Source organism: Frankia nepalensis, from assembly GCF_016786325.1.
GTDB lineage: Bacteria > Actinomycetota > Actinomycetes > Frankiales > Frankiaceae > Pseudofrankia > Pseudofrankia nepalensis.
In genome coordinates this window covers 23910-47041 of record NZ_JADWYU010000227.1, presented here as the reverse complement: position 1 = coordinate 47041, position 23132 = coordinate 23910, and the positions used below count along the sequence as shown (strand labels likewise).

The following is a 23132-nucleotide window of genomic DNA, read 5'->3' as shown; positions in this document are numbered from 1 at the left end:
GCGACGGCCGGCATGGTCGCGAACGAGGGCGCCGTAGGCACGGCCGTCGCGGCGCCGGCGAGCCCGCCTCGGACGCTGGCGGCCCGCCAGGCGGTGGACGCCCGGCGGCACGGCGAGCTGCTCGCGCCGCTCATGCGAGCGGTGCTGGCCGAGGCTCGCGTGCGGCCCTCCCAGCTCGCCGCCGTGGTCGTCGGGCTGGGCCCGGGGCCGTTCACCAGCCTGCGGGTCGGGATCGTCACCGCCGGCACGTTCGCGGCGGCGCTTGGGCTGCCCTGTTTCGGCGTCTGCTCGCTGGACGGGATCGGCGCCGCGACCCGCGGTCGGGCCGGCGTGGTCACCGACGCGCGCCGGCGCGAGGTCTTCTGGGCCGGCTACGCCGACGGCCACCGGATCGCCGGCCCAGCGGTCCACGCGCCCACGCGGGCGGCCGAGCTGCTGCGCGCCGACGGCGTCGGCACGGTCACCGGCCCCGGCCTGGCCCCCTACCCGGACGCGTTCGCGGCCTTCGCCGCCGCCGGCCCGGCGGCCGTCGCTCTCGACAGCGCCGCCGGCGACAGCGTCGCTCTCGACAGCGCGGCCGGCGACGGCGCCGAGGGCGCCACGGTGCCCGCCTACCCGGACCCGGCCCTGCTCGCGGCCCTCGCCGCGCCCGACCTGCTCGCCGGGCGTGCCCCCGAGCCGCTGATCCCCATCTACCTGCGCCGTCCGGACGCCGCCGAGCCGCATCCGGCCAAGGCGGTGTCTTCGTGAGCCTGGCAGCACCCGGTGTCGAGCTGGCGCCGCTGCGCTGGTGGCATCTCGCCGAGCTCGCCGAGCTGGAACGGGCCGTCTTCGACGTCGACCCGTGGACCCCCGAGATGTTCTGGTCCGAGCTCGCCCAGGGGGCCAGCCGGCATTACCTCGTCGCGTTGTCGGGCGGCCGGGTCGTGGGGTACGCGGGGCTCGCGGTGACCGACGACGAGGCCTACATCCAGACGGTCGGCGTGCACCCCGGCCACCGTGGACACGGGCTGGGCGCCCAGCTGATGGTCGCGCTCCTGCGGGAGGCCCGCCGGCGCGGCGCGCGCAGCTGCGGGCTGGAGGTGCGTACCGAGAACCGGGCCGCCCGCGCGCTCTACACCCGGCTCGGCTTCGTCGACGTCGCGCTGCGCCGCAACTACTACCAGCCTTCCGGCGGCGACGCCTACGTCATGCGGGCCCGCCCGATCGACACGGCCGGCTACGGCGCCCAGCTCGACGCGGCCGCGGCCGCCCTCGCCGAAAAAGACAGCGCCGCCCTCGCCGAAAAAGACAGCGCCGCCCTTGCCGAGAAGAACAGGGCCGCCCTTGCCGAGAAGGACGCCACGGCCGCCCTTGCCGAGAAGGACAGAGCCGCGCGTGCCGAATGGCGCACGGCCGCGGAGGGAGCGCCATGAGCCAGTCGACCGCTCGGGGGCCGTTGGTCCTCGGGATCGAGACGTCCTGCGACGAGACCGGTGTCGGGCTGGTGCGCGACGGCGTGCTGCTCGCCGACGCGCTCGCCTCGTCGGTCGACGAGCACGCTCGCTACGGCGGCGTGGTGCCGGAGATCGCGGCCCGTGCGCACCTCGAGGCGATGGTGCCGACGATCGAGCGGGCGCTGGCCACCGCCGGTGCCCGGCCGGCTGACGTCGACGCGGTCGCCGTCACCGCCGGCCCAGGCCTGGCCGGCGCGCTGCTTGTCGGCGTGGCGGCGGCGAAGGCATACGCGCTGGCGCTGGGGGTCCCGCTCTACGGCGTGCACCACCTGGCCGCGCACGTCGCCGTGGACACCCTGGAGCACGGCCCCCTGCCGTCCCCGTCGATCGCGCTGCTGGTGTCCGGGGGACACTCGTCGCTGTTGCTGGTCGAGGACCTGGCGCGGGCGCCGGTGGTCTCGCTGGGCGCGACGGTCGACGACGCCGCCGGCGAGGCCTACGACAAGGTGGCCCGGCTGCTCGGGATGCCGTTCCCCGGCGGTCCGCCCATCGACAGGGCGGCCCGCGAGGGCACGGCCACGATCCCTTTCCCGCGCGGCAAGGCCGGCGACGGCACCTTCGACTTCTCCTTCAGCGGGCTGAAGACGGCGGTGGCCCGTTGGGTGGAGGCGCGCCGCCGGGCCGGCGAGCCGGTGCCGGTCGCGGACGTCGCCGCGTCGTTCCAGGAGGCGGTCGTCGACGTGCTCACCGCGAAGGCGGTCGCGGCCGCCAGGGCACACGGTGTCGAGACGCTGGTCATCGGCGGCGGCGTGGCCGCGAACAGCCGGCTGCGCGCGCTCGCCGCGCAACGCTGCGAGGCGGCGGGCATCACGCTGCGGGTGCCCCGGCCGGGGTTGTGTACCGACAACGGCGCGATGGTGGCCGCGCTCGGCGCGCTCCAGGTCGAGGCGGGCACCGCGCCGTCCCCGCTGGACCTGCCCGCCTCGTCGACCCTCCCGCTCGGGGTCTAGCGGGCGTCCGAACGGTCAGTGTCCGAACGGCCGGTGTCCGGCCGGCCGGTGTCCGAACGGTCGGGCCCGGGCCGTTCGGACGCCCGCTGCCACGGCCAGGCCGGCCGGACGCGGCGGGCCGGGTGCGCCCGGCCGATGAGCGCGCGGACACGCTCGTTGACCGCGTCGGGACGCTCCAACGGCAGGGCGTGCCCGGCGCCCTCCTCGACGGCGAGTTCGGCCTCGGGCAGCGCGTCGGCGAGTGTGCGGCTGTGCGGCAGCGGGGTCATCAGGTCGTGGTCGCCGACCATCAGCAGGGTCGGGACGTTGCGCAGCACGGCCGCCGCGGCGAGCTTGTCATGGTCGAGCAGTGTCGGCAGGAACGACCCGATCACCGGGATGGGCGTGTTCGCGATCTCGCCTTCCAGGAACTCCACCACGGACGGCGGCACGTCGGTGGTGCCGAACCCGACCCGCCGGGTGATCGAGTAGGCCAGGTCGCTGCCGCGTCGGCGGGCCCGCTCGAGCAGTGGCGGGGCGTGCCGCATGCCGACGGCGAGGCCCGGCAGCACCCGGCGGACCGCCGCGGTCACTCCGACAGGTAAGCCGAACGTCACCCGCGCCAGGTCGCCGGCGCTGGTCGACAGCAGCGCCACGGCGACCACGCGCTCCTCGAACAGTTCGGGGTGGCGCTCGGCCAGGCCGAGGATCGTCATCCCGCCCATCGAATGGCCGACCAGCACCACCGGCCCGCTCGTCACCCGCGCCGTCAGCACGGCAAACAGGTCGTCGGCCAGCTGGTCGATCGTGCAGCGGGCCACCTCGGACGGCCCGGACCGGCCGTGCGCCCGCTGGTCGTAGAACACCATCGGGCCGAGGTCGGCCAGCTCGCGCTGCTGGAAGCACCACGAGTCGGCCGTGTTGCAGAACCCGTGCGCGAACACCAGCGTCGGCGTGGCCGGCGCCCACCGGCGCCCACCCGCCCGGCCGTCACTCTCGACGACGTGCAGCGGGACCCCGTCCGTGGCGACCACGGTGGTTGCCCGGCCGGCTAGCGGCCCGGGCCGTAGGTCCTCGGGAACGTCCGGCAGGGCCCTGGCCCGTCTGGTCGCCCGCCGCTCGGCGATCAGGCCGGCCGCGACGACCGCCCCGGCGATGCCAAGGCCGCCACCGGCCCGCCGGACCGCCTTGGACGCCGCGGCCGCGCCTACCAGGTCCGCGGCGCCGGCGGCGGCGTTACGCGCCAGATCGCCGACCCCCGCCGCCGTGCCTACCACCGACCACCTCGCCGTTCACCGACCCCACCGACGTTACCGGCCGGTCGCGACCGGCCTGTCCTCGATGATGCCTTCTTCCCCCGGAACGCCGCCTTCCTTCGGAACACCGCCTGTCCTCGGAACGCCGCCTTGTCCTGGAACGCCGCCTTCGAGCATGCGACGGGCGACGGGCGACGGGCGGCCCGAAGCGCGTTCCGCCGCCCCGCGACAGGCCTGGCAGCGCGCCGCGACGGCTCGTCAGTGGGAACAGCCGCCGCCGCCGCAACCGCCGCCGCCGCTGGCCGCGGCGCCGCCGAACGCGCCTCGTCCCGGACGGACCCGGACCATCTTCGGAGCGCCGGCCGCCGCGGCCTTCTCGACCTCGGCCTTCTCGACCTGGGCCTTCTCGACCTGCTCGCGGGTGGTGAGCGCCAGCAGGACCGGGCCACCGGTCCCGCGCCCGCCCGGGGCGCCGCCCGACCCGTCGAGTCCATCGAGTCCGCCCGGTCCGTCGAGTTCGTCTAGTTCGTCGAGTTCGTCCAGGTCCGTCGGGTCGTCCCGCGCACCGAGCGGGATGGTTGCCGTGGCCGTGTGCCGGCCACCGTGCCGCCAGAGCCTCACGTCGTCTCCTCCTCGCGCTGTCCGTGGCTTGGTCGAGGGCGAGAAACCGGCCACCGCGTCTGAAGGCGGTACCCGGCCACCGTGCCCACCGTTTGACGGTAGGTCCAACCCGCGAAGCCGTCTCGCCGAAGCCGTCTCGCCGAAGCCGTCCGGTGTATGGCGACTCGACCGCCGCGCGGACATGATGATCGTGGGCTCCCATGCGGCCCGGCCGTGGGAGGCCGCGGGAGGAGGAGGCGACATGTCCCGTTTCGGAGACTCCTCGCGACCCGACGGCCCCGCCCCCGACGGCTCGCCGTGGGACCAGGTCGGGTCAGCCCGTGACCCGGACACGCCGGACGGCCCGCTCGCGCGACTGGGCCGGGCGGCCGCCGACGCCGCCTGGCGGTTTCTGGGCAACGCTCTTGGCCGCCTCGGTCTTCGCCGCCCCGGCCTTCTCCGCTCCGGCTTTCTCCGCTCCGGCCACCGCCGAGGCCTTGCCGCAGCGGGCGCGTTCCTGCTGCTCGCGGCCGCGGGCGGCGCCGTCTGGCTCGTCGGGGCAGGCGGCGCCGGTCCCGCCGGAGGCGGCTGCGACGAACCGGGCGTGCTGTGCTCCGAGGCGCTGCGGATCGCGGCCCAGGCCGACCCGGACCGCGCCGTCGCCGGCCCGGACGGCTCGGCGCCGGCCCCCGAGGTACTCGGTCAGAGCTATCTGACCACCCGGCCGGCCGACCAGGTTCCGCCGCCGCCGGGCGGGCGCGACGACTGCTCCGGCCGCGCCGCCTGGGCCGCCTCGATCGGCGCGGTGCCCGCGGACATCTCGCCGCTGCGGCTCGACATCAGCGCGCGCCGGGACCAGCCGGTCCGGGTGCTCGGCTTCGCGGCGCGCGTCGACATCCTGGCTCCGGCGCCCACCCGGGCGAACCTGCTCACCTGCTCGGCGACCACCAGTCAGGACGACCGGCAATGGGCGACGCCGACGCGAAACCTCCCGCGGGCGCGGGCGCTGGCGGACGCCGGAGCGGTGACCGTCGACCTGGAACGCCGCACCTCCGGGCTGATCGAGCTGCCGACGGACGCCGTGCCCCGCCCGCCCGGCTCGTCGGCGGTCGAGATCGAGCCGGGCCGCACCGCGTCGATCCTGGTGGCCACGATGACGGCCACCTGCGACTGCCGGTGGCGCCTCGAAGTCGTGCTGCTCGTCGACGGTGAGCACCAGGTGGTCACCGTCGGCCCCGACGGCGTCCGGGAAGGCCCGGCTGCCGCCAACCCCGGCCAGCCGTCGTTCGAGACGGCGGCGTCGTGGCTGGGCACCTCGCTGCTCTACACCGACGGCCAGTGGCGGCCCGCCGGCGCGCTCGGCGTGGCGCGGCCGCCCTGCCCGCTGCCGCGGGCCGGCGAGATCGCCGCGGTGCTCGGCGACGCGCCGGGGGGCGAGCCCGTTCAGGCCGACGTCGTCGAACAGTCCGGGCTCACCCAGGCAGGTCTCCGGATCGACGAGGTGTCCTGCTCATGGCAGGCCAGCCCGTACGCCTGGGAGCTGGGAAGCCTGGCCGTCTCCAGGTTCGACCTGCCGAACGCCGCGGCCGCGCACACCCAGTACGAGCTGCTGCGAGCCCCGGTGGGCCCGCCGACGCCCTCCGGGTGCGTCTCCGGGACGCCCACCGCCGCGTCCGCCCCGGTGGCGGTCCCGGGGCTCGGCGACGAGGCCACCCGTTCCGCGAGCCAGCTGGTGGCGCGGGCGGGCAGCCGGGTCGTCGTGGTCACGCTGTGCGTCGCGGCGCCAGCGACCGCGCCAGCGTCCCAGCCGGCAGCGTCCCAGCCGGCCGCGTCCGGCCCGACCGTGTCGACGCCGGCCCCGCCGGTCCCGCTGGCCGGTGATCCCGAGGCGCTCGCCAGGACCGCCCGGGCCGTGCTCGCCGGCTAGCCGCCGCGCCGCTCAGCCGCCGCCCAGGTACCCGCGAGGGACGCGCGGGCCGATCCGGGTGACTATCTCGTAGTTGATGGTGCCGAGCGCGGCGGCCCAGTCGTCGGCGGTCGGCTCGCCGCCGTCGCCGGGCCCGAACAGCACCACCTCGTCGCCGGCCTCGACCCGGTCGTCGCCGACGTCGACGACGAACTGGTCCATGCACACCGTCCCGGCGATCCGCCGCCGCCGGCCCGCGAGGAGCACCTCACCGAGGTTCGTCGCCGCGCGCGGCACCCCGTCGGCGTAGCCCACCGGCACCAGCGCGAGTGTGGTCTCGGCCGGGGTGACGTAGCGGTGGGCGTAGGAGACGCCGCTGCCGGCCGGCACCCGCTTGGCGAGCGCGACCCGCGCCGTCAGCCGCATCGCCGGGCGCAGCCCCAGCTCCGCCGAACGGCCGACCTCCGGGCCGGGCGAGAGCCCGTAGATGGAGATTCCCGGCCGGACCAGGTCGAAGTGCGCCTCCGGGCTGACCAGGGTGGCGGCCGAGTTCGCCAGGTGGCGGACCTGGGGCCGCAGGCCCGCCTTCTCGGCCACCTCGACCGCCTCGATGAACTGGCCGATCTGCCCCCGCACGGTCGGGTGGCCGGGGGCGTCGGCGAACGCGAAGTGGCTCCACACGCCGACGGCGTCGAGGACCCCCTCGGCGCGCAGCGCCGCGGCGGCGTCGCAGAGGGCCGGCCAGTCGGCGGAGGCGGCACCCGAGCGCCCAAGCCCGGTGTCGGCCTTGAGGTGCACCCGCGCCGGGCGGCCGGCCACCCGGGCCGCCGCGGCGATCTCGTCCAGCGCCCAGCCGGCGGAGGCCGACAGGTCGATGTCCGCGGCGACCGCGTCGGCCAGCGGCTCCCCCGGAGCCATGAGCCACGAGAACACCGGCGCCGTGAGGCCGGCGGCCCGCAGGGCCAGCGCCTCCTCGATGCCGGTGACCCCGAGCCAGGTCGCGCCGGCGTCGAGCGCCGCCCGTGCGCACGGGATCATGCCGTGGCCGTAGCCGTCCGCCTTGACCACCGCCATCGTGGCGGCGGACCCCGCTCGGGCGACCAGCGTGGCGGTGGACTCACGCACCGCGTCCAGGTCGACGGTGGCGTGGGCGCGCGGCCCCGCGCCGACGGTCGGCTCGCTCATAATTCAGCACACTACCCAGCCGCCGTCGTCGATCCCGTGCACCGTACGTAGGATTGGACGGTGATCATCAGGGTTTCCGGGGACGGCCCGCACGACGAGGTCATCCTCACGCCGCTCGAGGCGGCCTTCACCGAGACCGCCTGCGCCACGCTCGCGGGCGCCGAGACCTTCACCCGCGGAGTCGGGCTCGCGCTGCTCGGCCGGGTCGCCGACCTGCGGATCCGGCCGAGCGACGCCTCGGGAACCGTCGACGACGACGGCGAGTTCGCCGTCAAGCTGTCGGTGGGCGAGGACGGCCCGTACCAGGAGTGCACCTGCCAGGAGGCCGCGAGCGCGACCCGGCTGTGCCCGCATGGCGTCGCGGTGGCGCTGGCGGCGACCGGCTCGGTGCACGCCGACGACGACGAGGCCGACGAGGCGGACGAGGACTACGTCCGGGCCGCCGTCGGCGTGTTCCTCGCCGGGCTGCCCAAGGACGACCTGGTCGACCTCGTCCTGGACCTCGCCGACGACAACGAGGACCTGGCGGACGCCCTCTGGGAGGCCACCGTCCGCTGGCACCACGACCGCGCCACCACAGGCCCGGCCGACTAGACCGCGGCGCCGACGGCCGCGCAAGCGCCCTCGGCGCCCCCACCGCCACCCAGCCGAAGCGACTCCCGCGCCGTCCAACGGCACCCAGCCGAACCGAACCCAACCGGCACGCCGACCCCGGACCAGGCCTGCCCCAGGCTCTCGGCCCGTACCCCGGCACCAGGTTGGTCGGGGCGCCCAGCGCCCCGACGGCGGAGCGGCGATGGTCGCCCCGAGGGCGACCTTGAGCCGACCGCCTTATTCGACCGTGACCGACTTGGCCAGGTTGCGGGGCTGGTCGACGTCGAGGCCGCGGGCGAGCGCCAGCTCGCAGGCGAAGACCTGCAGCGGGATCGTCGTCACGAGGGGCGCGAACAGCGACGGCGTCGCCGGCACCCGGATCAGGTGGTCGGCGAACGGCTCGACCAGGTGGTCGCCCTCCTCGGCGATCACGATCGTCCGCGCGCCCCGGGCCCGGACCTCCTGGATGTTCGACACGACCTTGTCGTGCAGCACCGCCCGCCCACGCGGCGAGGGCACCACGACCACCACCGGCACCCCCTGCTCGACCAGCGCGATCGGGCCGTGCTTGAGCTCCCCGGCCGGGAAGCCCTCGGCGTGCATGTAGGCGAGCTCCTTGAGTTTGAGCGCGCCCTCCAGGGCCACCGGGTAGCCGACGTGGCGGCCGAGGAAGAGCACCGTCCGCGCGCCGGCCAGGCTGTGGGCGAGCTCGCGCACCGGGCCGACGGTGCCCAGCGTGCGGGCCACCAGGTCGGGCATCTTCTGCAGCTTCTCGACGTAGGCGCCGACCTCGTCGCCGTAGAGCACGCCGCGGGCCTGCGCGAGGAAGAGCCCGACGAGCAGGCAGGCGGCGACCTGCCCGAGGAAGGTCTTCGTCGCGGCGACGCCCACCTCCGGGCCGCAGCGGGTGTAGAGCACCGCGTCGGACTCGCGCGGGATCGTCGACCCGTTGGTGTTGCAAATCGCCAGCACCCGGGCCTTCTGCTCCCGGGCGTGTTTGACCGCCATCAGCGTGTCCAGCGTCTCGCCGCTCTGGCTGATCGCGACCACGAGCGTCGACCGGTCGAGCACCGGGTCGCGGTAGCGGAACTCCGAGGCCATCTCGACCTCGCAGGGCAGCCGCGTCCAGTGCTCGATGGCGTACTTGGCGATCAGACCGGCGTGGTAGGCGGTGCCGCAGGCGACGATGAAGACCTTGTCGATGTCGCGGAAGTCCTCGCCGGACAGGCGCTCCTCGTCGAGCACGATCGCGCCGTCCGCCGACAGCCGGCCGCGCAGCGTGTCGGCGAGCACCGTCGGCTGCTCGCTGATCTCCTTGAGCATGAAGTACGGGAAGCCGCCCTTCTCGGCGGCGCTGGCGTCCCAGTCGATGTGGTAGGGCCGGCCCTCGACCGGCTCTCCGGCGAAGTCGATGACGCTCACCCCGTCGCGGCGCGCCTCGACGATCTGGTCCTGCCCGATCTCGAGCGCGTCGCGGGTGTGCGCGATGAACGCGGAGACGTCGCTGGCCAGGAAGGTCTCGCCCTCGCCGAGCCCGATGACCAGCGGGCTGTTGCGACGGGCGCCGATGACGACGTCGGGGAAGTCGCGGTGCAGCACCACCAGCGTGAACGCGCCCGCCAGGCGCTGGCAGACCCGGCGGACCGCCTCGGTGAGCGGGTGGCGGCCTCCCTCGACGCCCTCCGCGACCGCGACCGCGTTCGCCTCGCCGCTGCCGGGGCGGCCGAGCTCGGCCTCCAGCAGGTGGGCGACGACCTCGGTGTCGGTCTCGCTGGCCAGCTCGTGCCCGGCGGCGAACAGCTCGGCCCGAAGCGTCGTGAAGTTCTCGATGATGCCGTTGTGGATGACGCCGATCGCGCCGGTGCAGTCGGTGTGCGGGTGGGCGTTGACGTCCGTCGGGCCGCCGTGCGTCGCCCAGCGGGTGTGGCCCATGCCCGTCGTGCCGGCCATCGACTCGCCGACCACCGCGCCGTCGTCGCTCTCGGCCAGCGCTTTCTCGAGGTTCGACAGCTTCCCGGCCCGGCGGACGACCCGCAGCGCGCCGGCGCCGACCACGGCGATTCCGGCCGAGTCATACCCCCGGTACTCGAGCCGGCGCAGGCCGCCAAGGGCGACCTCGAGAGCCGACTGCTCTCCCACGTAGCCGATGATCCCGCACATGTCGCTCAGCGTACGCAGGCCCGCCCGCGCGTGCCCACGGACCCGTGAAGCTCTGAATGATTCAGCGGACAGCCGCGCCGGAGTGTGACGAAAGCCCCAGCCAAGCCGGCACTCTCGCGACAGTAGACCGGTTTGCGCCGCGACAATGGGATATAAATCCGTGAATTACGGATATGGCACAGATCGCGACACAATGGCTAAATCTCTGCTCAAGCCGCGTTCGTGGGCTCAGCTGGTGATCGAGAGCTCCCGCTCGACGACCTCGGCGAGGCGGGTGGCGACCTCGCGGGCCTGCGCGTCCGTGGGCGCCTCGACCATCACCCGGACCAGCGGCTCGGTGCCGGAGGGACGGAGCAACACCCGGCCCTCGTCCCCCAGCTCCGCCTCCGCGGCGGCCACGGCGGCCGCCAGGGCCGCCGAAGCGGACACGCCGGCGCGGTCCACGCCGCGCACGTTCACCAGCACCTGAGGCAGCCGGGTCATCACCTTGGCCAGCTCGCCCAGCGGCTGGCCGGTCTCGCGCATCCGCCCAAGCAGCGCGAGCGCCGTGAGCAGGCCGTCGCCGGTGGTCGCGTGCCGGAGGAAGACCACATGGCCGCTCTGCTCGCCGCCGAGCGCGACGCCGACGCGGCGCATCTCGGCGAGCACGTACCGGTCGCCCACGGGGGTGGCGAGAGCCTCGATCCCGGCCTCCCGCATCGCCTGGTGGAAGCCCAGGTTGGACATGACCGTCACCACCACCCGGCGGTCGGTCAGCTCGCCGCGCTCGGCCAGTGCCAGCGCGCACACCGCCATGATCTGGTCGCCGTCGACCACCTCGCCCGCGGCGTCCACCGCGAGGCACCGGTCCGCGTCGCCGTCGTGCGCGATCCCCGCGTCCGCGCCGCGCGCGACGACGGCGGCGCGCAGGCTGTCCAGGTGGGTGGCCCCGGAGCCGTCGTTGATGCGCTCTCCGTCGCCGTCGGCGTGCAGGGCGACCACCTCGGCGCCGGCCGCGCGCAGCACTTTCGGCGCGAGCGCCGAGGCGGCGCCCTGGGCGCAGTCGACGACGACCCGCAGGCCGTCCAGCGAGACGGGCAGGGTGGACAGCAGATGCCGGACGTACCCGTCGACGAGGCCGGCGATGTAGCCGGGTTCGTCGCGGACCCGCCCCACCGCGGCGCCGGTCGGGCGCTCGCCCGGCGGGCTGGCCAGCCGGGCCTCGATCTCGTCCTCGACCTCGTCGGGCAGCTTGTGCCCGCCCGCCGCGAAGAGCTTGATCCCGTTGTCGGGCATCGGGTTGTGGCTAGCCGACAGCATCACGCCGAGGTCGGCGCCGGTAGCGGCGACGATGTGCGCGACCGTCGGCGTCGGCACCACGCCGACCCGGATGACGTCCGCGCCCCGGGAGGCAAGCCCGGCGACGACGGCGGCCTCCAGGAACTCGCCCGACGGCCGGGTGTCGCGCCCGACCACGACCACCGGCCGGCCCGCCCTGGCCGACCCCGTGACCGCCTCGGGGGCGGACACGGCCCGGGTCTCCTCACGGGCAGATGCGGCCCGGTGCTCGGTGAGTACCTCGACCGCGGCCTCGGCCAGCCGCAGAGCCAGCTCGGCGGTCAGGTCGGCGTTGGCCACGCCGCGCACGCCATCGGTACCGAACAGCCGGCCCATCGCCGTCCCCCAACCCTTGGACTCGCACACCCGATCACCCGGCGGCCCGATCGCCGGTGACCTCCCGACGAACCACCCGTTCCACGCCACCGGACCGCCCCGACCCGGCCGCGCCGAGAATCACGCGCCAGGACCTACCCACCTCCTTTGGTAGGCAGGGTCACATTTTCACCGACGCGGCGCGCGTCCCCACCGACCCCCCACGAGTCAAGCGCGCGGCGCCACCTCCGGCCCGCCGACCAAGGCCAACGAACCCGGCGCACGACAAAACCCGCCTGCCGAAATTCCGACAGACGGGAATCGTCGCAGTCCAGTTCTCTTTTCGCCCAGCGATCCACCGGGAAGCCGCCCGCCAGGCGGCCACACGGCGGTCCTGCCGATTTTGGCCCCTGCTACCGCTTCGAGTACTGGGGCGCCTTGCGGGCCTTCTTGAGGCCGTACTTCTTGCGCTCCTTGACCCGGGCGTCCCGGGAGAGGAAGCCGGCCTTCTTCAGCGTGGGCCGGGAGTCCTCCTCGGCGAGGATGAGCGCCCGGGAGAGCGCGAGCCGCAGCGCGCCGGCCTGGCCGGACACGCCGCCGCCGTGCAGCAGGGCCACGACGTCGTACGTCTCGGCCCGGTCAAGGGCCTTCAGCGGCTCGTTGACGAGCTGCTGGTGCACCTTGTTCGGGAAGTAGTCCTCCAGGGAGCGCCCGTTGAGGGACCAGTTCCCGGAGCCGGGCAGCAGGCGCACCCGGACAACAGCCTCCTTGCGGCGGCCGGTCGCCCGCGGGTTGCCCTGGACGTCGGTCACGACAGCCACGTCGCGTTCCTTCCTTTGGTGGAAATCGGGTCCGCGGCTACTGCGCGACCTGGGTGATCTCGTACGGCTGCGGCTGCTGGGCCTGGTGCGGGTGAGTCGGGCCCGCGTAGACCTTCAGCTTGCTCGCCTGGGCACGGCCGAGCTTGTTCTTCGGGAGCATGCCCTTGATGGCCTTCTCGATGAGCAGCTGCGGCCGGGTGTCAAGCAGCTCGCCGTAGCTGGTGCTACGCAGACCGCCCGGGTAGCCCGAGTGGCGGTGGTACTGCGACTGCTCCCGCTTCGCTCCGGACAGCGCCACCTTGCCTGCGTTCACGACGATGACGAAGTCACCGGTGTCGATGTGCGGGGCGTAGTACGGCTTGTGCTTGCCACGCAGCAACTGGGCAGCCTGGCTCGCCAGCTTGCCGAGGACGACGTCGCTGGCGTCGATGACGTGCCATGCACGCTGGACATCCGCGGGCTTGGGCTGGTACGTGCGCACAGGTTTGCCTTCTCGTCGGGACGACGCTCACTCCGCCTGGCTCGGCCCTGGGCTCAGCCACGAAGGCAGCTCAGCCACGCCAGGGCCCAACCGACGGCAAGCGCGTCGAGAAACTAGGGTCGAGAACTAGGGCGCGCGCGTCGACAGTGATGTCACGCGTCGCAGTCCTTGAGGTTACCAGGCTCCCCGCGGGTCCAGTCGCCAGCGTCCCGTCCCGTCCACGCGTAAGCGGAACAGCGCGCCGCCCGCCGCCCAGGCCGGGCAGAGGGGCACATAGCCGAAAGATCGAAATAATCCACTACCGTGGGCCGAATGAGCGGCACGGATCCAGGGCCGGGCAGCGATCGGTTTGAGCACGCCGGACCCGTCGGTCCCGGCGGCGGCGGCTGGGACCCGCCGGGCGGCGCGGCGGGCTGGGGCCCGCGGCGCGTTCCCCGGGTCGCCGGGAAGGACAGCTGGGACCCGCCGGCCGACGACCCGCTCTTCGGCCCGCTGGGTCCGTCGACCGGCGGCTTTTCCCGGCCGCGGGCGGACACGCCCCGCCCCGTCGAGGACGGCAGGCCCGCCGGCGGCGGCCGCTCCGACGGCCACCCCTCCGGCGGCGGCTACGACGACGGCGCGTACGACGACGGCCAATATGACGATGACCAGGACGACGACGGCCAAGACGACGGCGCGTACGACGACGGCCGGGATGACGACGGCGAGTACGAGGTGGAGGACGACTACGGCCGCGGTGACGAGGTCTTCGTCGCCGCGCCGCGCCGCGGACCTCTCTTCACGGCCGACCTCGGCGCGGTGGCGCCCCACCGCTGGTCGGACGACTCGGACGGCCCGGACGCCCCTGACGGCCACGCCGGCGACGAAAGTTTCGACGACGACGGTTACGACGACGAGGACTTCGACGACGGCGGGCCGCCGCGCCGCCGCCGCTGGCTGCGTGTGCTGATCCCGGTCCTCGTGCTGGTCGTGGTGGCGGTGACCTACCGGACGATGACCAGCTCGGACGACGGCGACGGTGCCTCGAACGCCACGCCCCTGCCAACGGTGCAGCCGGTACCCAAGAACTTCCTGGACTCCATCGTCACCGACACCGACCCGGTGATCGCGGGCGAGTTCTTCCGGGACGCCGTCTTCCCCGCGGGAGACCACACCTACACCCGGATCGCCCAGAAGCTCGATGAGGGCTGCCCCGACCTGACCGGCGAGCTCGGCGGCGCGCTCAACCGCCCGGCCGCGGCGCCGGCGGCGCCGGCATCCACGCCGGCGGCACCCGGGGCTTCGGCGCCGGCCGCCTCCGCCCCGGCGGCCTCAGCGCCAGTGACCACCGCGCCCGTCGTCACCGGGCCGGCGTGCCGCCAGCTCGTCCGGGCGCTCTACCTGGGCGAGCCGGGCGAGGGCGGCCGGCGGCTGCTCGCCGGGGTCGCCGTCCTCGTCGTCGACAACAGTGAGACGGCGAAGCAGGCGTCGGACCTGTTGGGGAGGCGCGCCGGCGGGGTGACACCGCTGCCGCTGCCCGACGGGGCCCTGCCCGGAGGGAAGATCAGCGGGCCGAACGGCGACAACGAGCTGCGGACCGCGACGCCGTTCGGGCACTACGCGATCGTCGTGCAGTTCGCCTACTCCGATGGTTCCGCGGCCGGGGCCGACGACCAGGCGGCGCTGGCCGTGGCCGAGGACCTGCGGGCCCTGGCCACCCAGCCGCTCGAGGACCGCCTGCTGCTCGGCCGTGGGTACCGCGCCCCCGCGCTGGGCTCCGACCAGAGCAGCGCGCCCTCGGCCGCACCCTCGGCCTCGGCCACACCCTCGGCCGGGTCCTAGCCAGACAGGGTGGAGACCCGGACGGCCCGGGTGACCGCCGCCCGGGCGGCGAGGTCGGAGTCGGGCGGGTACCGGACCTCGACGAGGGTGAGCCCGTGAGCCGGGAGCACGGTCACTCCCGGGTCCCGCACCGCTCTGCCCAGCACCTGGGGTACCCAGCGGGCGGGGTGGCGCCCCTCCCCGACCGCGACCAGCGCGCCGACCAGCGCCCGGACCATCGAATGGCAGAACGCGTCCGCCTCGACGTCGGCTACCAACACCCCGTCGGGGGCGCGCCGCACGTCCAGGCGCAGCAGCGTCCGAATGGTCGTCGCGCCCTCCCGACGGCGGCAGAACGCGGCGAAGTCGTGTTCACCGAGCAGGGACAGCGCGGCCAGCCGCATCGTCTCCGGGTCCAGCGGGCGGGGCCAGGCAAGGGTGTCGTGCCTGCGCAGCGGGTTCACGCCGTAGGGAGCGTCGCTGATCCGGTAGGCGTACCGGCGGGACAACGCGGAGAATCTCGCGTCGAAGCCGGCCGGCGCTGGCGCGAGCCCGGTGACCCGGACCGCGCGGTCGAGCACCCCGTTGAGGCGGCGGGCGAGCCCGCCGAGCGGGACCTCGGCGGGCAGGTCGACGTGCGCCACCTGCCCGACCGCGTGTACCCCGGCGTCCGTGCGGCCGGCGACGGTGAGTCGCACGGCGGACAGCCGGGCCACCCGCATCAGGGCATCCTCCACGTCGCCCTGCACCGTGCGCTGACCCGGCTGACGTGCCCAGCCGGCGAACGGTGTCCCGTCGTACGCGAGATCGATCCGTAGCCGCTGGAGGCCGTCGGCGCCGCTGGTGGTCAAGGCGCTCGCATCTCCCTGCCTTCGCTCCTTGTCTGCCGCGATCGGAAGGTTCACGATCGCACCTTCCCCCGCGCTCTGTCAGCCGGTCCCTTCTTACCCACCCCGGGTCCGGAACGGCGAGGAGCCCGCCTCCCACGACGGGGGACGGGCTCCCTTGCCAAGGGCCGCGTGCCGGAGGCCGTCAGGCGTCCTTGGCGTCGTCCTTGGTGTCGTCCTTGGCGGCTTCCGTCGGCTCGGCCGGGGTCTCGGCGGCCGAGTCGTCGGCGGTCGCCTCGACCGTGTCGGTGGCCTTGGCCTCCTCGGCCTCCAGCGCCACGGCGGCGGCGGTCGGGGACTCGCTGGCCAGGTCGGCCGCGGCCTCGGCGGTCGCGCCGGTCGGTGCCTTGCGGGCGGCGAACTGGGTGCCGCGGGCGCGCTCCGCCTCGGCGACGGCCGACTGGCCGACCGTCAGCGCCTCGACCAGCTCGATGCGGGCCAGCGGCGCGTTGTCGCCCTTGCGGAAGCCGACCTTGGTGATCCGGGTGTAGCCACCGTTACGGTTCGCGTAACGGGGACCGATCTCGGTGAACAGTTCGTGCACGACCGACTTGTCCCGGATCACGCGCATCACGTGGCGGCGGGCGTGCAGGTCGCCGCGCTTGGCGAAGGTGACCAGCCGCTCGGCGTACGGGCGCAGCCGCTTCGCCTTCGCCTCGGTCGTGGTGATCGCGCCGTGCTCGAACAGCGAGGTGGCCAGGTTCGCGAGCATTAGCCGCTCGTGCGCCGGGCTACCGCCGAGCCGAGCGCCCTTCGTCGGAGTAGGCATCGAGTTCCCTCGTTCCTTCGTGGTCACTAACGACCGGGACGGACACTTCCACGGCCCCAGGCCCCGCCCGAGACGGGCGAGTCCAGCGGCGGCGGTCCGTCCTGGGCCGGCCGGCCCAGGACGGACCAGGTTGGACGGAGCTCCGGCGCCCCGGTCGGCTCCGAAGCCCCATCCAACGTGGATCCCTGCGAACAGGTCTTGCTGGTCGAACAGGTCTTGCAGATCTTACGAGTCAACCTGTACCCGAGGTCTTCGCGTAGTCGGGTGCGCCCGGAGGCCACGAGCGAAGCGAGATGGCCTCACTGGCGCCCCCGACGGAGCGAAGACCCGAACCAGAAACTCAGTACTGCTCGGTCTCGACGTACTCGCTGCCGTCGTCGTCGTGGTGACCGGCGGAGAACGGCGGGCTGTACGTGTCGGTCCCGTAGGTGTCGACCGCCTGCCGCGGGTCGAACCCGGGCGGGGAGTCCTTGAGCTGCAGGCCCATGGCACCCAGCTTGGTCTTCACCTCGTCGATCGACTTCTGACCGAAGTTGCGGATGTCGAGCAGGTCCGCCTCGCTGCGCGAGACCAGCTCGCCGATCGTGTGGATGCCCTCGCGCTTCAGGCAGTTGTAGGAGCGGACGGTGAGGTCCATCTCCTCGATCGGCAGCGCGAGGTCGGCCGCCAGCGCCTGGTCGGCCGCGGACGGGCCGATGTCGACGCCCTCGGCCTCGGCGTTGAGCTCCTGGGCCAGCCCGAACAGGCCGACCAGGGTCTTGCCGGCGCTCGCCATCGCGTCGCGCGGCGAGATCGACGGCTTGGTCTCGACGTCGACGATCAGCCGGTCGAAGTCGGTCCGCTGCTCGACTCGGGTCGCCTCGACCTTGTAGGTGACCTTGAGGACCGGCGAGTAGATCGAGTCGATCGGAATACGGCCGATCTCCTGACCAGGCTGCTTGTTCTGCGCCGCGCTGACGTAGCCACGACCACGCTCGACGGTCAGCTCGATCTCGAGCTTGCCCTTGTCGTTGATGGTGGCCAGGTGCAGGTCGGGGTTGTGGACTTCGACACCGGCCGGCGGCGCGATGTCGGCCGAGGTGACCTCACCAGGGCCCTGCTTGCGCAGGTACATCACGGTCGGCTCGTCGTTGTCCGAGCTGACGACCAGTTCCTTGAGGTTCAGGATCAGGTCGGTGACGTCCTCCTTGACCCCGGGGACCGTGGAGAACTCGTGCAGCACACCGTCGATCCGGATGCTCGTCACCGCCGCGCCCGGGATGGACGACAGCAGGGTGCGACGCAGCGAGTTGCCGAGGGTGTAGCCGAAGCCCGGCTCCAGCGGCTCGATTACGAACCGGGACCGGAACTCGGCGATCGGCTCCTCAACGAGGGTGGGACGCTGAGCGATCAGCATGAGCTACTTCCTTCCGACCACGGCGCCCGCCATATGACGCCGTGCAGGTGCTTCCTCAAGGGAAGCGACGGCGAGCGGCTTCGGTCCGCACGCCCGCCGTATGTCATTGTGCGCCCGTCCACGCCCCTAGCGGGAGCGGGCCGGACATCACCAACGGCCGCCGGGTCTCCCCGACGGCCGAAGGCACCGCAATCACCATCAAAACAGGCCCGCCACCGGCACCCGTCCCGAAACCAGGCCAGCTCGGGGCGCCCCGCGCCGACCACGAATCCGCAACCGGCGACACCAGCAACCTTCGAGCCGAAACCCGACCACGGTTCCTGCCCCGACCAGGACGAACCCCGCACTTCAGGTCCCACCAGGTACCAGGCCGGGCCAGGCCGCCCCGCGCCCCGACAGCGAATCGGCGAGCAACCACACCAGCAACCTTGATCCAAACCGGACCACGGTTCCTGCCCCGACCAGGACGAACCCCGCACTTCGGGTCCCACCCGGTACCAGGCCAAGTCGGGGCGCCCCGCGCCCCGACGGCGAATCGGCGAGCGGTCGCGCCAGCGACCTCCGAGCCGATTCGCCTTACTTGGAGTAGAGCTCGACGATCAGCTGCTCCTGCACCTGGGTGTCGATGACGCTACGGGCGGGCAGTGCGTGCACCAGGATCCGCATCTGGCTGGCGATGACCTCGAGCCAGGCCGGGACGGTGCGCTGGCCGGCGGTCTCCCGGGCCACGATGAACGGGGTGAGCTCCCGCGACTTCGGCGCGATCTCGACGATGTCGTTCTCGCTGACCCGGTAGCTCGGGATGTCGACCTTGCCGCCGTTCACCTGCACGTGGCCGTGCCGCACCGCCTGGCGAGCCGCGTCCCGGGAGGGGGCGAAGCCTGCGCGGTAGATGACGTTGTCCAGCCGCGACTCGAGAATCTTCAGCAGTTCGTCACCGGTCTTGCCGGTGCGCCGGTTCGCCTCGTCGTAGTAGCCGCGGAACTGCTTCTCCAGCACGCCGTAGATCCGGGCGCACTTCTGCTTCTCGCGCTTCTGGAGCAGGTACTCGGAGTCCTTGGTGCGACCCCGGCCGTGCTCACCCGGCGGGTAGGGCCGGATCTCGATCGGGCACTTCGGCGACTCGCACTTGCTGCCCTTGAGAAACAGCTTCGTCTTCTCGCGACGGCAGCGCTTGCAGTCTGGGCCGGTATAACGGGCCATCTCGTCCTTCTTCTCTCTCGTCCGTTATCGACCGGCGGTCAGACGCGGCGCCGCTTCGGCGGGCGGCAGCCGTTGTGCGGAGTGGGGGTGACGTCCTGGATGGTGCCGACCTCGAGGCCAGCAGCCTGCAGCGACCGGATCGCGGTCTCCCGGCCGGAGCCGGGGCCCTTCACGAACACGTCCACCTTGCGCATGCCGTGCTCCTGGGCCTTGCGCGCGGCGTTCTCGGCGGCCATCTGCGCGGCGTACGGCGTGGACTTACGGGAGCCCTTGAAGCCGACGTGGCCGGCGGAGGCCCAGGAGATCACGTTGCCGGTCGGGTCCGTGATCGAGACGATCGTGTTGTTGAAGGTGCTCTTGATGTGCGCGTGCCCGTGGGCGACGTTCTTCTTTTCCTTGCGGCGCACCTTCTTGACGGCGGCGCCGCCGGCGCGGGTCTTGGGAGGCATGTGCTGTCGTGATCTCCGTCTGCGAGGTCGTCGGTCAACGGCCGGTGAGGCCACCCCGAGATGCTGACCTCAGGGGCGGCGGGACCGGTGACTACTTCTTGCCGGCCTTCTTCTTGCCGGCGATGGCGCGACGCGGGCCCTTGCGGGTGCGGGCGTTGGTGTGCGTCCGCTGACCGTGCACGGGGAGGTTGCGCCGGTGGCGGAGACCCTGGTAGCAGCCGATCTCCATCTTGCGCCGGATGTCCTGCTTGATCTCCCGCTGCAGGTCACCCTCGACGCGGTAGTTCGCGTCGATCCAGTCGCGCAGCTTGACGACCTCTTCCTCGGTCAGGTCACGGACCCGAGTGTCCGGGTTGACCCCGGTGGCCGTCAGGGTCTCCTTCGACCGGGTACGCCCGATCCCGAAGATGTACGTCAGAGCGATCTCGACCCGCTTCTCGCGGGGAAGGTCAACGCCGGAAAGGCGTGCCATGAAGGTGGATCCTTCCTCATGCGGAGGTATCGAGCGCCGTCGCCCTCTCCGGCCGTTCACAGCCGACGAGGCCCCGGCCTCCGACCGGGGGTTGCAACGCGGGCTGCCGCCCGTACCAGCGGTACGAACGGCCCCACCGCGCCCTGACGACGCTTGTACTCGGCGTGCCTTACCAGGCCACGCCCAAAACAGGGATCAGCTTACTCCCTGCCCGGCCGGCTCCCACACACCGAGGGGCCGGCCGTCCGCGCGGCGGTCAGAGTCGGATCAACCCTGGCGCTGCTTGTGACGCAGGTTGTCGCAGATGACCATGACACGCCCGTGGCGACGGATCACCTTGCACTTGTCACAGATCTTCTTGACGCTCGGCTTGACCTTCACGGCTGCCGGTACCTCCCGGGCGCAGCCGCGGGCCGCGCTTGAGTGATGGGTACGGAACGAACTACTTGTAGCGGTAGACGATGCGTCCGCGGGACAGGTCGTAGGGCGACAGTTCGACCACCACCCGGTCCTCCGGAAGAATCCGGATGTAGTGCTGGCGCATCTTGCCGCTGATGTGGGCGAGAACGCGGTGTCCATTCTGAAGCTCGACCCGAAACATAGCGTTCGGGAGCGGCTCGACGACCCGGCCCTCGATCTCGATGGCCCCGTCCTTCTTCGGCATGTCCTCCACTGTCCTGACTTGCGGGTCTGTGGTCCCAGACAGACGCGTCCGTTCAGGACCGCCCAGCACCAGTCAACACTGACCGGACGACCACGAGACCTGCCAGATGTGGCGAAGCCAGCCGCGACCGCCGAGTCGTGACCATCAGGTCATGATCAGGACGCCAGCTGTGACCGCAAACACATCACCGCAGAACGGCGGACGCGAGAGACCACCGCCTTGAGAGTCTACGCGTCCAGTTCGTCAAGGGCGAATCCGAGGCCTCGCTGGGGAACGGCGTGGTCCCGCCGCGGTCCAGGCTCCCTATCCCACGCCGACGAGGGCGGCTCCCGTCAGGTCCACCCCCCTCTCGGTCCCGCGACGCCGGCCCGCCTGGTCGCCGACGGCTCCGCCGCCGAGGAGCCAGTTGTCACCGACGGTCACGTCGCCGGTAGGCCGGTGACCGGCGGGGTAGGGACCGGATCGGTGGCGATGCTGGAGGAGGACGTAGAGGGAGTCATCCCAGCTGAGCCGCCCGCCGTCACGGGTGTGGATCGCGTCAGCGGCCACCGGTCCGGTGGCCTGGAGGAGCGTCTCGGCGGGCCGCTCCCCGGCATCCACTCGGGGCGCCGGGGTCAGCACATGGCCGTCGGGCAAGACCGCGACGATGGTCCCATCCACGCGGCGCAGCGTGATGTCCTCGTCATGGATCAGGCCGTGGTGGCGGCTGCACACCAACGTCAGATTCTCCAGGTCCGTATCGCCCCTGCCCGCCGCCCATTCGACCAGATGGTGGATCTGGAGCCAGCGGGTGTGGGCGCAGCCTGGGTACTGGCAGATTCCCTGGTCACGGGCGTAGACCGCCTCCCGCAGCCGCCGAGTCGGCACCCGGCGGCGGCGGCCGAGCGCGAGAGGGTTTCCCGCGCCGTCCCGGATGAGCGCTCGGGCCAGGGTGTCGCAGCCGAGCCGACGGAGCACCGCGCGAGGCAGCCCGATGCCGGGTTCGACGTCACAGCGTGTGAGCCCTTGAGCGAGCCGACTAACCGGATCCGTCCCGGTCGCGGCGTTCCCGGGGGCCTCATCCGGCCGGTTCCGGGTGGCCTCGTCGTCGACGCCGCCAAGGTCACCGCGCCTCGCCCCCGCCTCCCGATGGGCCTCGAACAGGGTGTCGGCGTCGACATGCACCGTTACCGTGCGCGACGGGGCCATCAGGCCCGGCGCTGGCCGGTGCCGAAACCCGTCGGCCAGGGCGACCAGCGCGTCGGCGTCCGCGCGTCGGTCCCTGGGCACCAGGACGCGCTCCCCATCGGCCGGCGCGCCGGCCGGCCCGCCCTCGGCCGGGAGGAGCGGGGTGGTGTCATCCAGGCTCGCCCGTGCCGCGTCGATCGCCGCCGCCACCCGGGCGCCTTCCTCTGCCGTCAGCACCGCGGACAGCCGGAAGAGCCCGTCGGAGCGGGTGCTCCAGGACACCCTGCGCGCGGCACGCTCCTCGGCCGGGTCGGCGGTCAGCTGGCGGTAGCGCGACGCCAGCCGCTCCAGTTGCCCTGCCGTGCAGTGCAGCGCATGAGACAGCCAGGTCTGCTCGGAGGCCCCCTCCGCGACCCTCGCCACGGCCCGCACCTTCGAGTAGGACAGCTGCCCCGACGCGAACGCGGCGCGTACCGCGGGCAGCGTCTCCAACGCGTGCGCGACCGCGACGTGCTCCTGCGCCGCGCGGAGCGACAGCCCGCACCGCCACGACAACCACCGCGCGCAACTTCCCATCCCGAGCCCCGACCAGCCTCCCCGCCGGTCGAACGCGGCGAGCGCCAGAAGCATCCGGCACGTCGCAGCCGCGATCCGTCCCGCCCAGCCGCAGATCTCCCGCTCCAGATCGGGCAACGGGGCCGCCTCCACGTCGAGCACAGACGGGCCGAGCGGGGCAGAACCGATCTTCGAGTCATTCATCGCGACCACCCGGGGCAGGGAGCACGTCAACCGACGAGACGACCTTCCCACCCTGGTCCGACAATTCCGCGGCGGCCGGGCGGCCGGGCGGCCGGGCGGCGGCGGAACGTGGCGGCGGCCGGCGCCACGCTCACGATCACTTGACGAGCGGCACCGGCTCCCCCGGCCGCGCCAACCTCAGCGGCGCCTCGCGGCGGGGGCGACCTCCGCGTTCCGCGGAACGCGCCGACCAGCCGACCCGCCCATCCCGCGGAAGAGCGCGTCGGGCGGGGCGGTGCCACCGACGGCGCCTCGCGAGACGCACGGCCATCTCCTTGACGGAGCGGGACGCCAACTCTCCGGTCCGGGCGTGCAGGTGGTGGTTCGAGCCCGGCCGAGACGAGCCGCGGCGCGCGTCCTCCCGAGCGCCGTCGGCACCACCCGCGCGAACCCGGACGCCACACCCCAGGCGATCTCCGCGCCCCGCGGAACGCGCCGACCACCCGACCGACTCGTGGCGCCGACGC

General features: G+C 73.3%; 22 protein-coding genes. 6 read left to right on the top strand and 16 right to left on the bottom strand.

Annotated features, from left to right (window positions below; all coding sequences use genetic code 11):
• The first annotated feature begins 12 nt into the window (after positions 1-12).
• From tsaB to tsaD, 3 genes are read left to right on the top strand one after another with little or no spacing between them, the layout of a single operon-like run.
• A complete protein-coding gene (gene tsaB / locus I6A81_RS36115; protein ID WP_203007448.1) occupies positions 13-750 on the top strand; it encodes a tRNA (adenosine(37)-N6)-threonylcarbamoyltransferase complex dimerization subunit type 1 TsaB in 738 nt (245 codons plus the stop codon).
• Positions 747-1415 carry a ribosomal protein S18-alanine N-acetyltransferase gene (gene rimI / locus I6A81_RS36110; RefSeq protein WP_203007447.1) on the top strand — a complete coding sequence of 223 codons (669 nt, stop codon included), beginning with the start codon at positions 747-749 and terminating at the stop codon, positions 1413-1415. The genes tsaB and rimI overlap by 4 nt, the downstream gene beginning before the upstream one ends.
• Positions 1412-2446 carry a tRNA (adenosine(37)-N6)-threonylcarbamoyltransferase complex transferase subunit TsaD gene (gene tsaD, locus I6A81_RS36105; RefSeq protein WP_203007446.1) on the top strand — a complete coding sequence of 345 codons (1035 nt, stop codon included), beginning with the start codon at positions 1412-1414 and terminating at the stop codon, positions 2444-2446. Before rimI ends, tsaD begins: the two co-directional genes overlap by 4 nt.
• Here the strand turns inward: tsaD and I6A81_RS36100 are convergent.
• A complete protein-coding gene (locus tag I6A81_RS36100; protein ID WP_203007445.1) occupies positions 2443-3702 on the bottom strand; it encodes an alpha/beta fold hydrolase in 1260 nt (419 codons plus the stop codon). The two genes, tsaD and I6A81_RS36100, sit on opposite strands and share 4 nt — an antisense overlap.
• Before the next feature lie 237 nt (positions 3703-3939).
• Complete coding sequence (locus I6A81_RS36095) at positions 3940-4302, bottom strand: hypothetical protein (RefSeq protein ID WP_203007444.1); 363 nt, start codon at positions 4300-4302, stop codon at positions 3940-3942.
• 241 nt (positions 4303-4543) lie between these two features.
• Between I6A81_RS36095 and I6A81_RS36090 the strand changes: the two genes are divergently transcribed.
• Complete coding sequence (locus tag I6A81_RS36090) at positions 4544-6208, top strand: hypothetical protein (protein WP_203007443.1); 1665 nt, start codon at positions 4544-4546, stop codon at positions 6206-6208.
• 12 nt (positions 6209-6220) lie between these two features.
• Here the strand turns inward: I6A81_RS36090 and alr are convergent, their stop codons facing one another.
• On the bottom strand, positions 6221-7372 hold the full coding sequence (gene alr / locus I6A81_RS36085; protein WP_203007442.1) for an alanine racemase: 1152 nt from the start codon (positions 7370-7372) through the stop codon (positions 6221-6223).
• 60 nt (positions 7373-7432) lie between these two features.
• On the opposite strand from alr, the gene I6A81_RS36080 reads away from it, so the two are divergent.
• Positions 7433-7966: a hypothetical protein gene (locus I6A81_RS36080; protein ID WP_203007441.1), complete on the top strand. Its 534-nt coding sequence runs from the start codon at positions 7433-7435 to the stop codon at positions 7964-7966.
• A gap of 237 nt (positions 7967-8203) precedes the next feature.
• Here I6A81_RS36080 and glmS read toward each other — a convergent pair whose 3' ends face one another.
• The 4 genes from glmS to rplM form a co-directional block, all read right to left on the bottom strand.
• A complete protein-coding gene (gene glmS, locus I6A81_RS36075) occupies positions 8204-10126 on the bottom strand; it encodes a glutamine--fructose-6-phosphate transaminase (isomerizing) (RefSeq protein WP_203004538.1) in 1923 nt (640 codons plus the stop codon).
• Between the two features lie 228 nt (positions 10127-10354).
• Positions 10355-11779 carry a phosphoglucosamine mutase gene (gene glmM / locus I6A81_RS36070; RefSeq protein WP_203004568.1) on the bottom strand — a complete coding sequence of 475 codons (1425 nt, stop codon included), beginning with the start codon at positions 11777-11779 and terminating at the stop codon, positions 10355-10357.
• 392 nt (positions 11780-12171) lie between these two features.
• A complete protein-coding gene (gene rpsI, locus I6A81_RS36065; protein WP_203004539.1) occupies positions 12172-12579 on the bottom strand; it encodes a 30S ribosomal protein S9 in 408 nt (135 codons plus the stop codon).
• Positions 12580-12616: 37 nt separating this feature from the next.
• The gene (rplM, locus tag I6A81_RS36060; protein WP_203004540.1) at positions 12617-13060 is read right to left on the bottom strand and encodes a 50S ribosomal protein L13; all 444 of its coding nucleotides are present in this window, start codon (positions 13058-13060) and stop codon (positions 12617-12619) included.
• 312 nt (positions 13061-13372) lie between these two features.
• Here rplM and I6A81_RS36055 point away from each other — a divergent pair, with 312 nt between their 5' ends.
• Positions 13373-14881 carry a hypothetical protein gene (locus I6A81_RS36055; protein ID WP_203004541.1) on the top strand — a complete coding sequence of 503 codons (1509 nt, stop codon included), beginning with the start codon at positions 13373-13375 and terminating at the stop codon, positions 14879-14881.
• On the opposite strand, the gene truA is transcribed toward I6A81_RS36055, so the two are convergent.
• From truA to I6A81_RS36010, 9 genes are all read right to left on the bottom strand, one after another.
• Positions 14878-15711: a tRNA pseudouridine(38-40) synthase TruA gene (gene truA, locus I6A81_RS36050; protein ID WP_203004569.1), complete on the bottom strand. Its 834-nt coding sequence runs from the start codon at positions 15709-15711 to the stop codon at positions 14878-14880. The genes I6A81_RS36055 and truA overlap by 4 nt on opposite strands.
• Positions 15712-15892: 181 nt before the next feature.
• Positions 15893-16516 carry a 50S ribosomal protein L17 gene (gene rplQ, locus I6A81_RS36045; protein ID WP_203004542.1) on the bottom strand — a complete coding sequence of 208 codons (624 nt, stop codon included), beginning with the start codon at positions 16514-16516 and terminating at the stop codon, positions 15893-15895.
• Between the two features lie 340 nt (positions 16517-16856).
• Positions 16857-17912, bottom strand: a complete 1056-nt coding sequence (locus I6A81_RS36040; protein ID WP_203004543.1) for a DNA-directed RNA polymerase subunit alpha — start codon at positions 17910-17912, stop codon at positions 16857-16859.
• 576 nt (positions 17913-18488) lie between these two features.
• On the bottom strand, positions 18489-19115 hold the full coding sequence (gene rpsD, locus I6A81_RS36035) for a 30S ribosomal protein S4 (RefSeq protein ID WP_203004544.1): 627 nt from the start codon (positions 19113-19115) through the stop codon (positions 18489-18491).
• 38 nt (positions 19116-19153) lie between these two features.
• Positions 19154-19564: a 30S ribosomal protein S11 gene (rpsK, locus tag I6A81_RS36030; protein ID WP_203004545.1), complete on the bottom strand. Its 411-nt coding sequence runs from the start codon at positions 19562-19564 to the stop codon at positions 19154-19156.
• A gap of 91 nt (positions 19565-19655) precedes the next feature.
• Positions 19656-20036, bottom strand: a complete 381-nt coding sequence (rpsM, locus tag I6A81_RS36025; RefSeq protein WP_203004546.1) for a 30S ribosomal protein S13 — start codon at positions 20034-20036, stop codon at positions 19656-19658.
• Between the two features lie 267 nt (positions 20037-20303).
• Complete coding sequence (gene rpmJ, locus I6A81_RS36020; RefSeq protein ID WP_003956441.1) at positions 20304-20417, bottom strand: 50S ribosomal protein L36; 114 nt, start codon at positions 20415-20417, stop codon at positions 20304-20306.
• A 61-nt stretch (positions 20418-20478) separates the two neighbouring features.
• Positions 20479-20700: a translation initiation factor IF-1 gene (gene infA, locus I6A81_RS36015; protein WP_006541558.1), complete on the bottom strand. Its 222-nt coding sequence runs from the start codon at positions 20698-20700 to the stop codon at positions 20479-20481.
• Positions 20701-21003: 303 nt separating this feature from the next.
• Positions 21004-22626, bottom strand: coding sequence for an HNH endonuclease signature motif containing protein (locus tag I6A81_RS36010; RefSeq protein ID WP_203004547.1), 1623 nt, complete (start codon positions 22624-22626; stop codon positions 21004-21006).
• Positions 22627-23132 lie beyond the last annotated feature (506 nt).

What these genes read in the sequence shown, in the direction of transcription:
- rplQ (WP_203004542.1), bottom strand. Translation starts at nt 16,516, where the DNA reads ATGCCTACTCCGACGAAGGGCGCTCGGCTCGGCGGTAGCCCGGCGCAC.
- rpsD (WP_203004544.1), bottom strand. Translation starts at nt 19,115, where the DNA reads ATGGCCCGTTATACCGGCCCAGACTGCAAGCGCTGCCGTCGCGAGAAG.
- tsaB (WP_203007448.1), top strand. Translation starts at nt 13, where the DNA reads ATGGTCGCGAACGAGGGCGCCGTAGGCACGGCCGTCGCGGCGCCGGCG.
- I6A81_RS36090 (WP_203007443.1), top strand. Translation starts at nt 4,544, where the DNA reads ATGTCCCGTTTCGGAGACTCCTCGCGACCCGACGGCCCCGCCCCCGAC.
- tsaD (WP_203007446.1), top strand. Translation starts at nt 1,412, where the DNA reads ATGAGCCAGTCGACCGCTCGGGGGCCGTTGGTCCTCGGGATCGAGACG.
- I6A81_RS36010 (WP_203004547.1), bottom strand. Translation starts at nt 22,626, where the DNA reads ATGAATGACTCGAAGATCGGTTCTGCCCCGCTCGGCCCGTCTGTGCTC.
- glmM (WP_203004568.1), bottom strand. Translation starts at nt 11,779, where the DNA reads ATGGGCCGGCTGTTCGGTACCGATGGCGTGCGCGGCGTGGCCAACGCC.
- I6A81_RS36055 (WP_203004541.1), top strand. Translation starts at nt 13,373, where the DNA reads ATGAGCGGCACGGATCCAGGGCCGGGCAGCGATCGGTTTGAGCACGCC.
- glmS (WP_203004538.1), bottom strand. Translation starts at nt 10,126, where the DNA reads ATGTGCGGGATCATCGGCTACGTGGGAGAGCAGTCGGCTCTCGAGGTC.
- I6A81_RS36040 (WP_203004543.1), bottom strand. Translation starts at nt 17,912, where the DNA reads ATGCTGATCGCTCAGCGTCCCACCCTCGTTGAGGAGCCGATCGCCGAG.
- rpsM (WP_203004546.1), bottom strand. Translation starts at nt 20,036, where the DNA reads ATGGCACGCCTTTCCGGCGTTGACCTTCCCCGCGAGAAGCGGGTCGAG.
- alr (WP_203007442.1), bottom strand. Translation starts at nt 7,372, where the DNA reads ATGAGCGAGCCGACCGTCGGCGCGGGGCCGCGCGCCCACGCCACCGTC.
- infA (WP_006541558.1), bottom strand. Translation starts at nt 20,700, where the DNA reads ATGCCGAAGAAGGACGGGGCCATCGAGATCGAGGGCCGGGTCGTCGAG.
- rpsK (WP_203004545.1), bottom strand. Translation starts at nt 19,564, where the DNA reads ATGCCTCCCAAGACCCGCGCCGGCGGCGCCGCCGTCAAGAAGGTGCGC.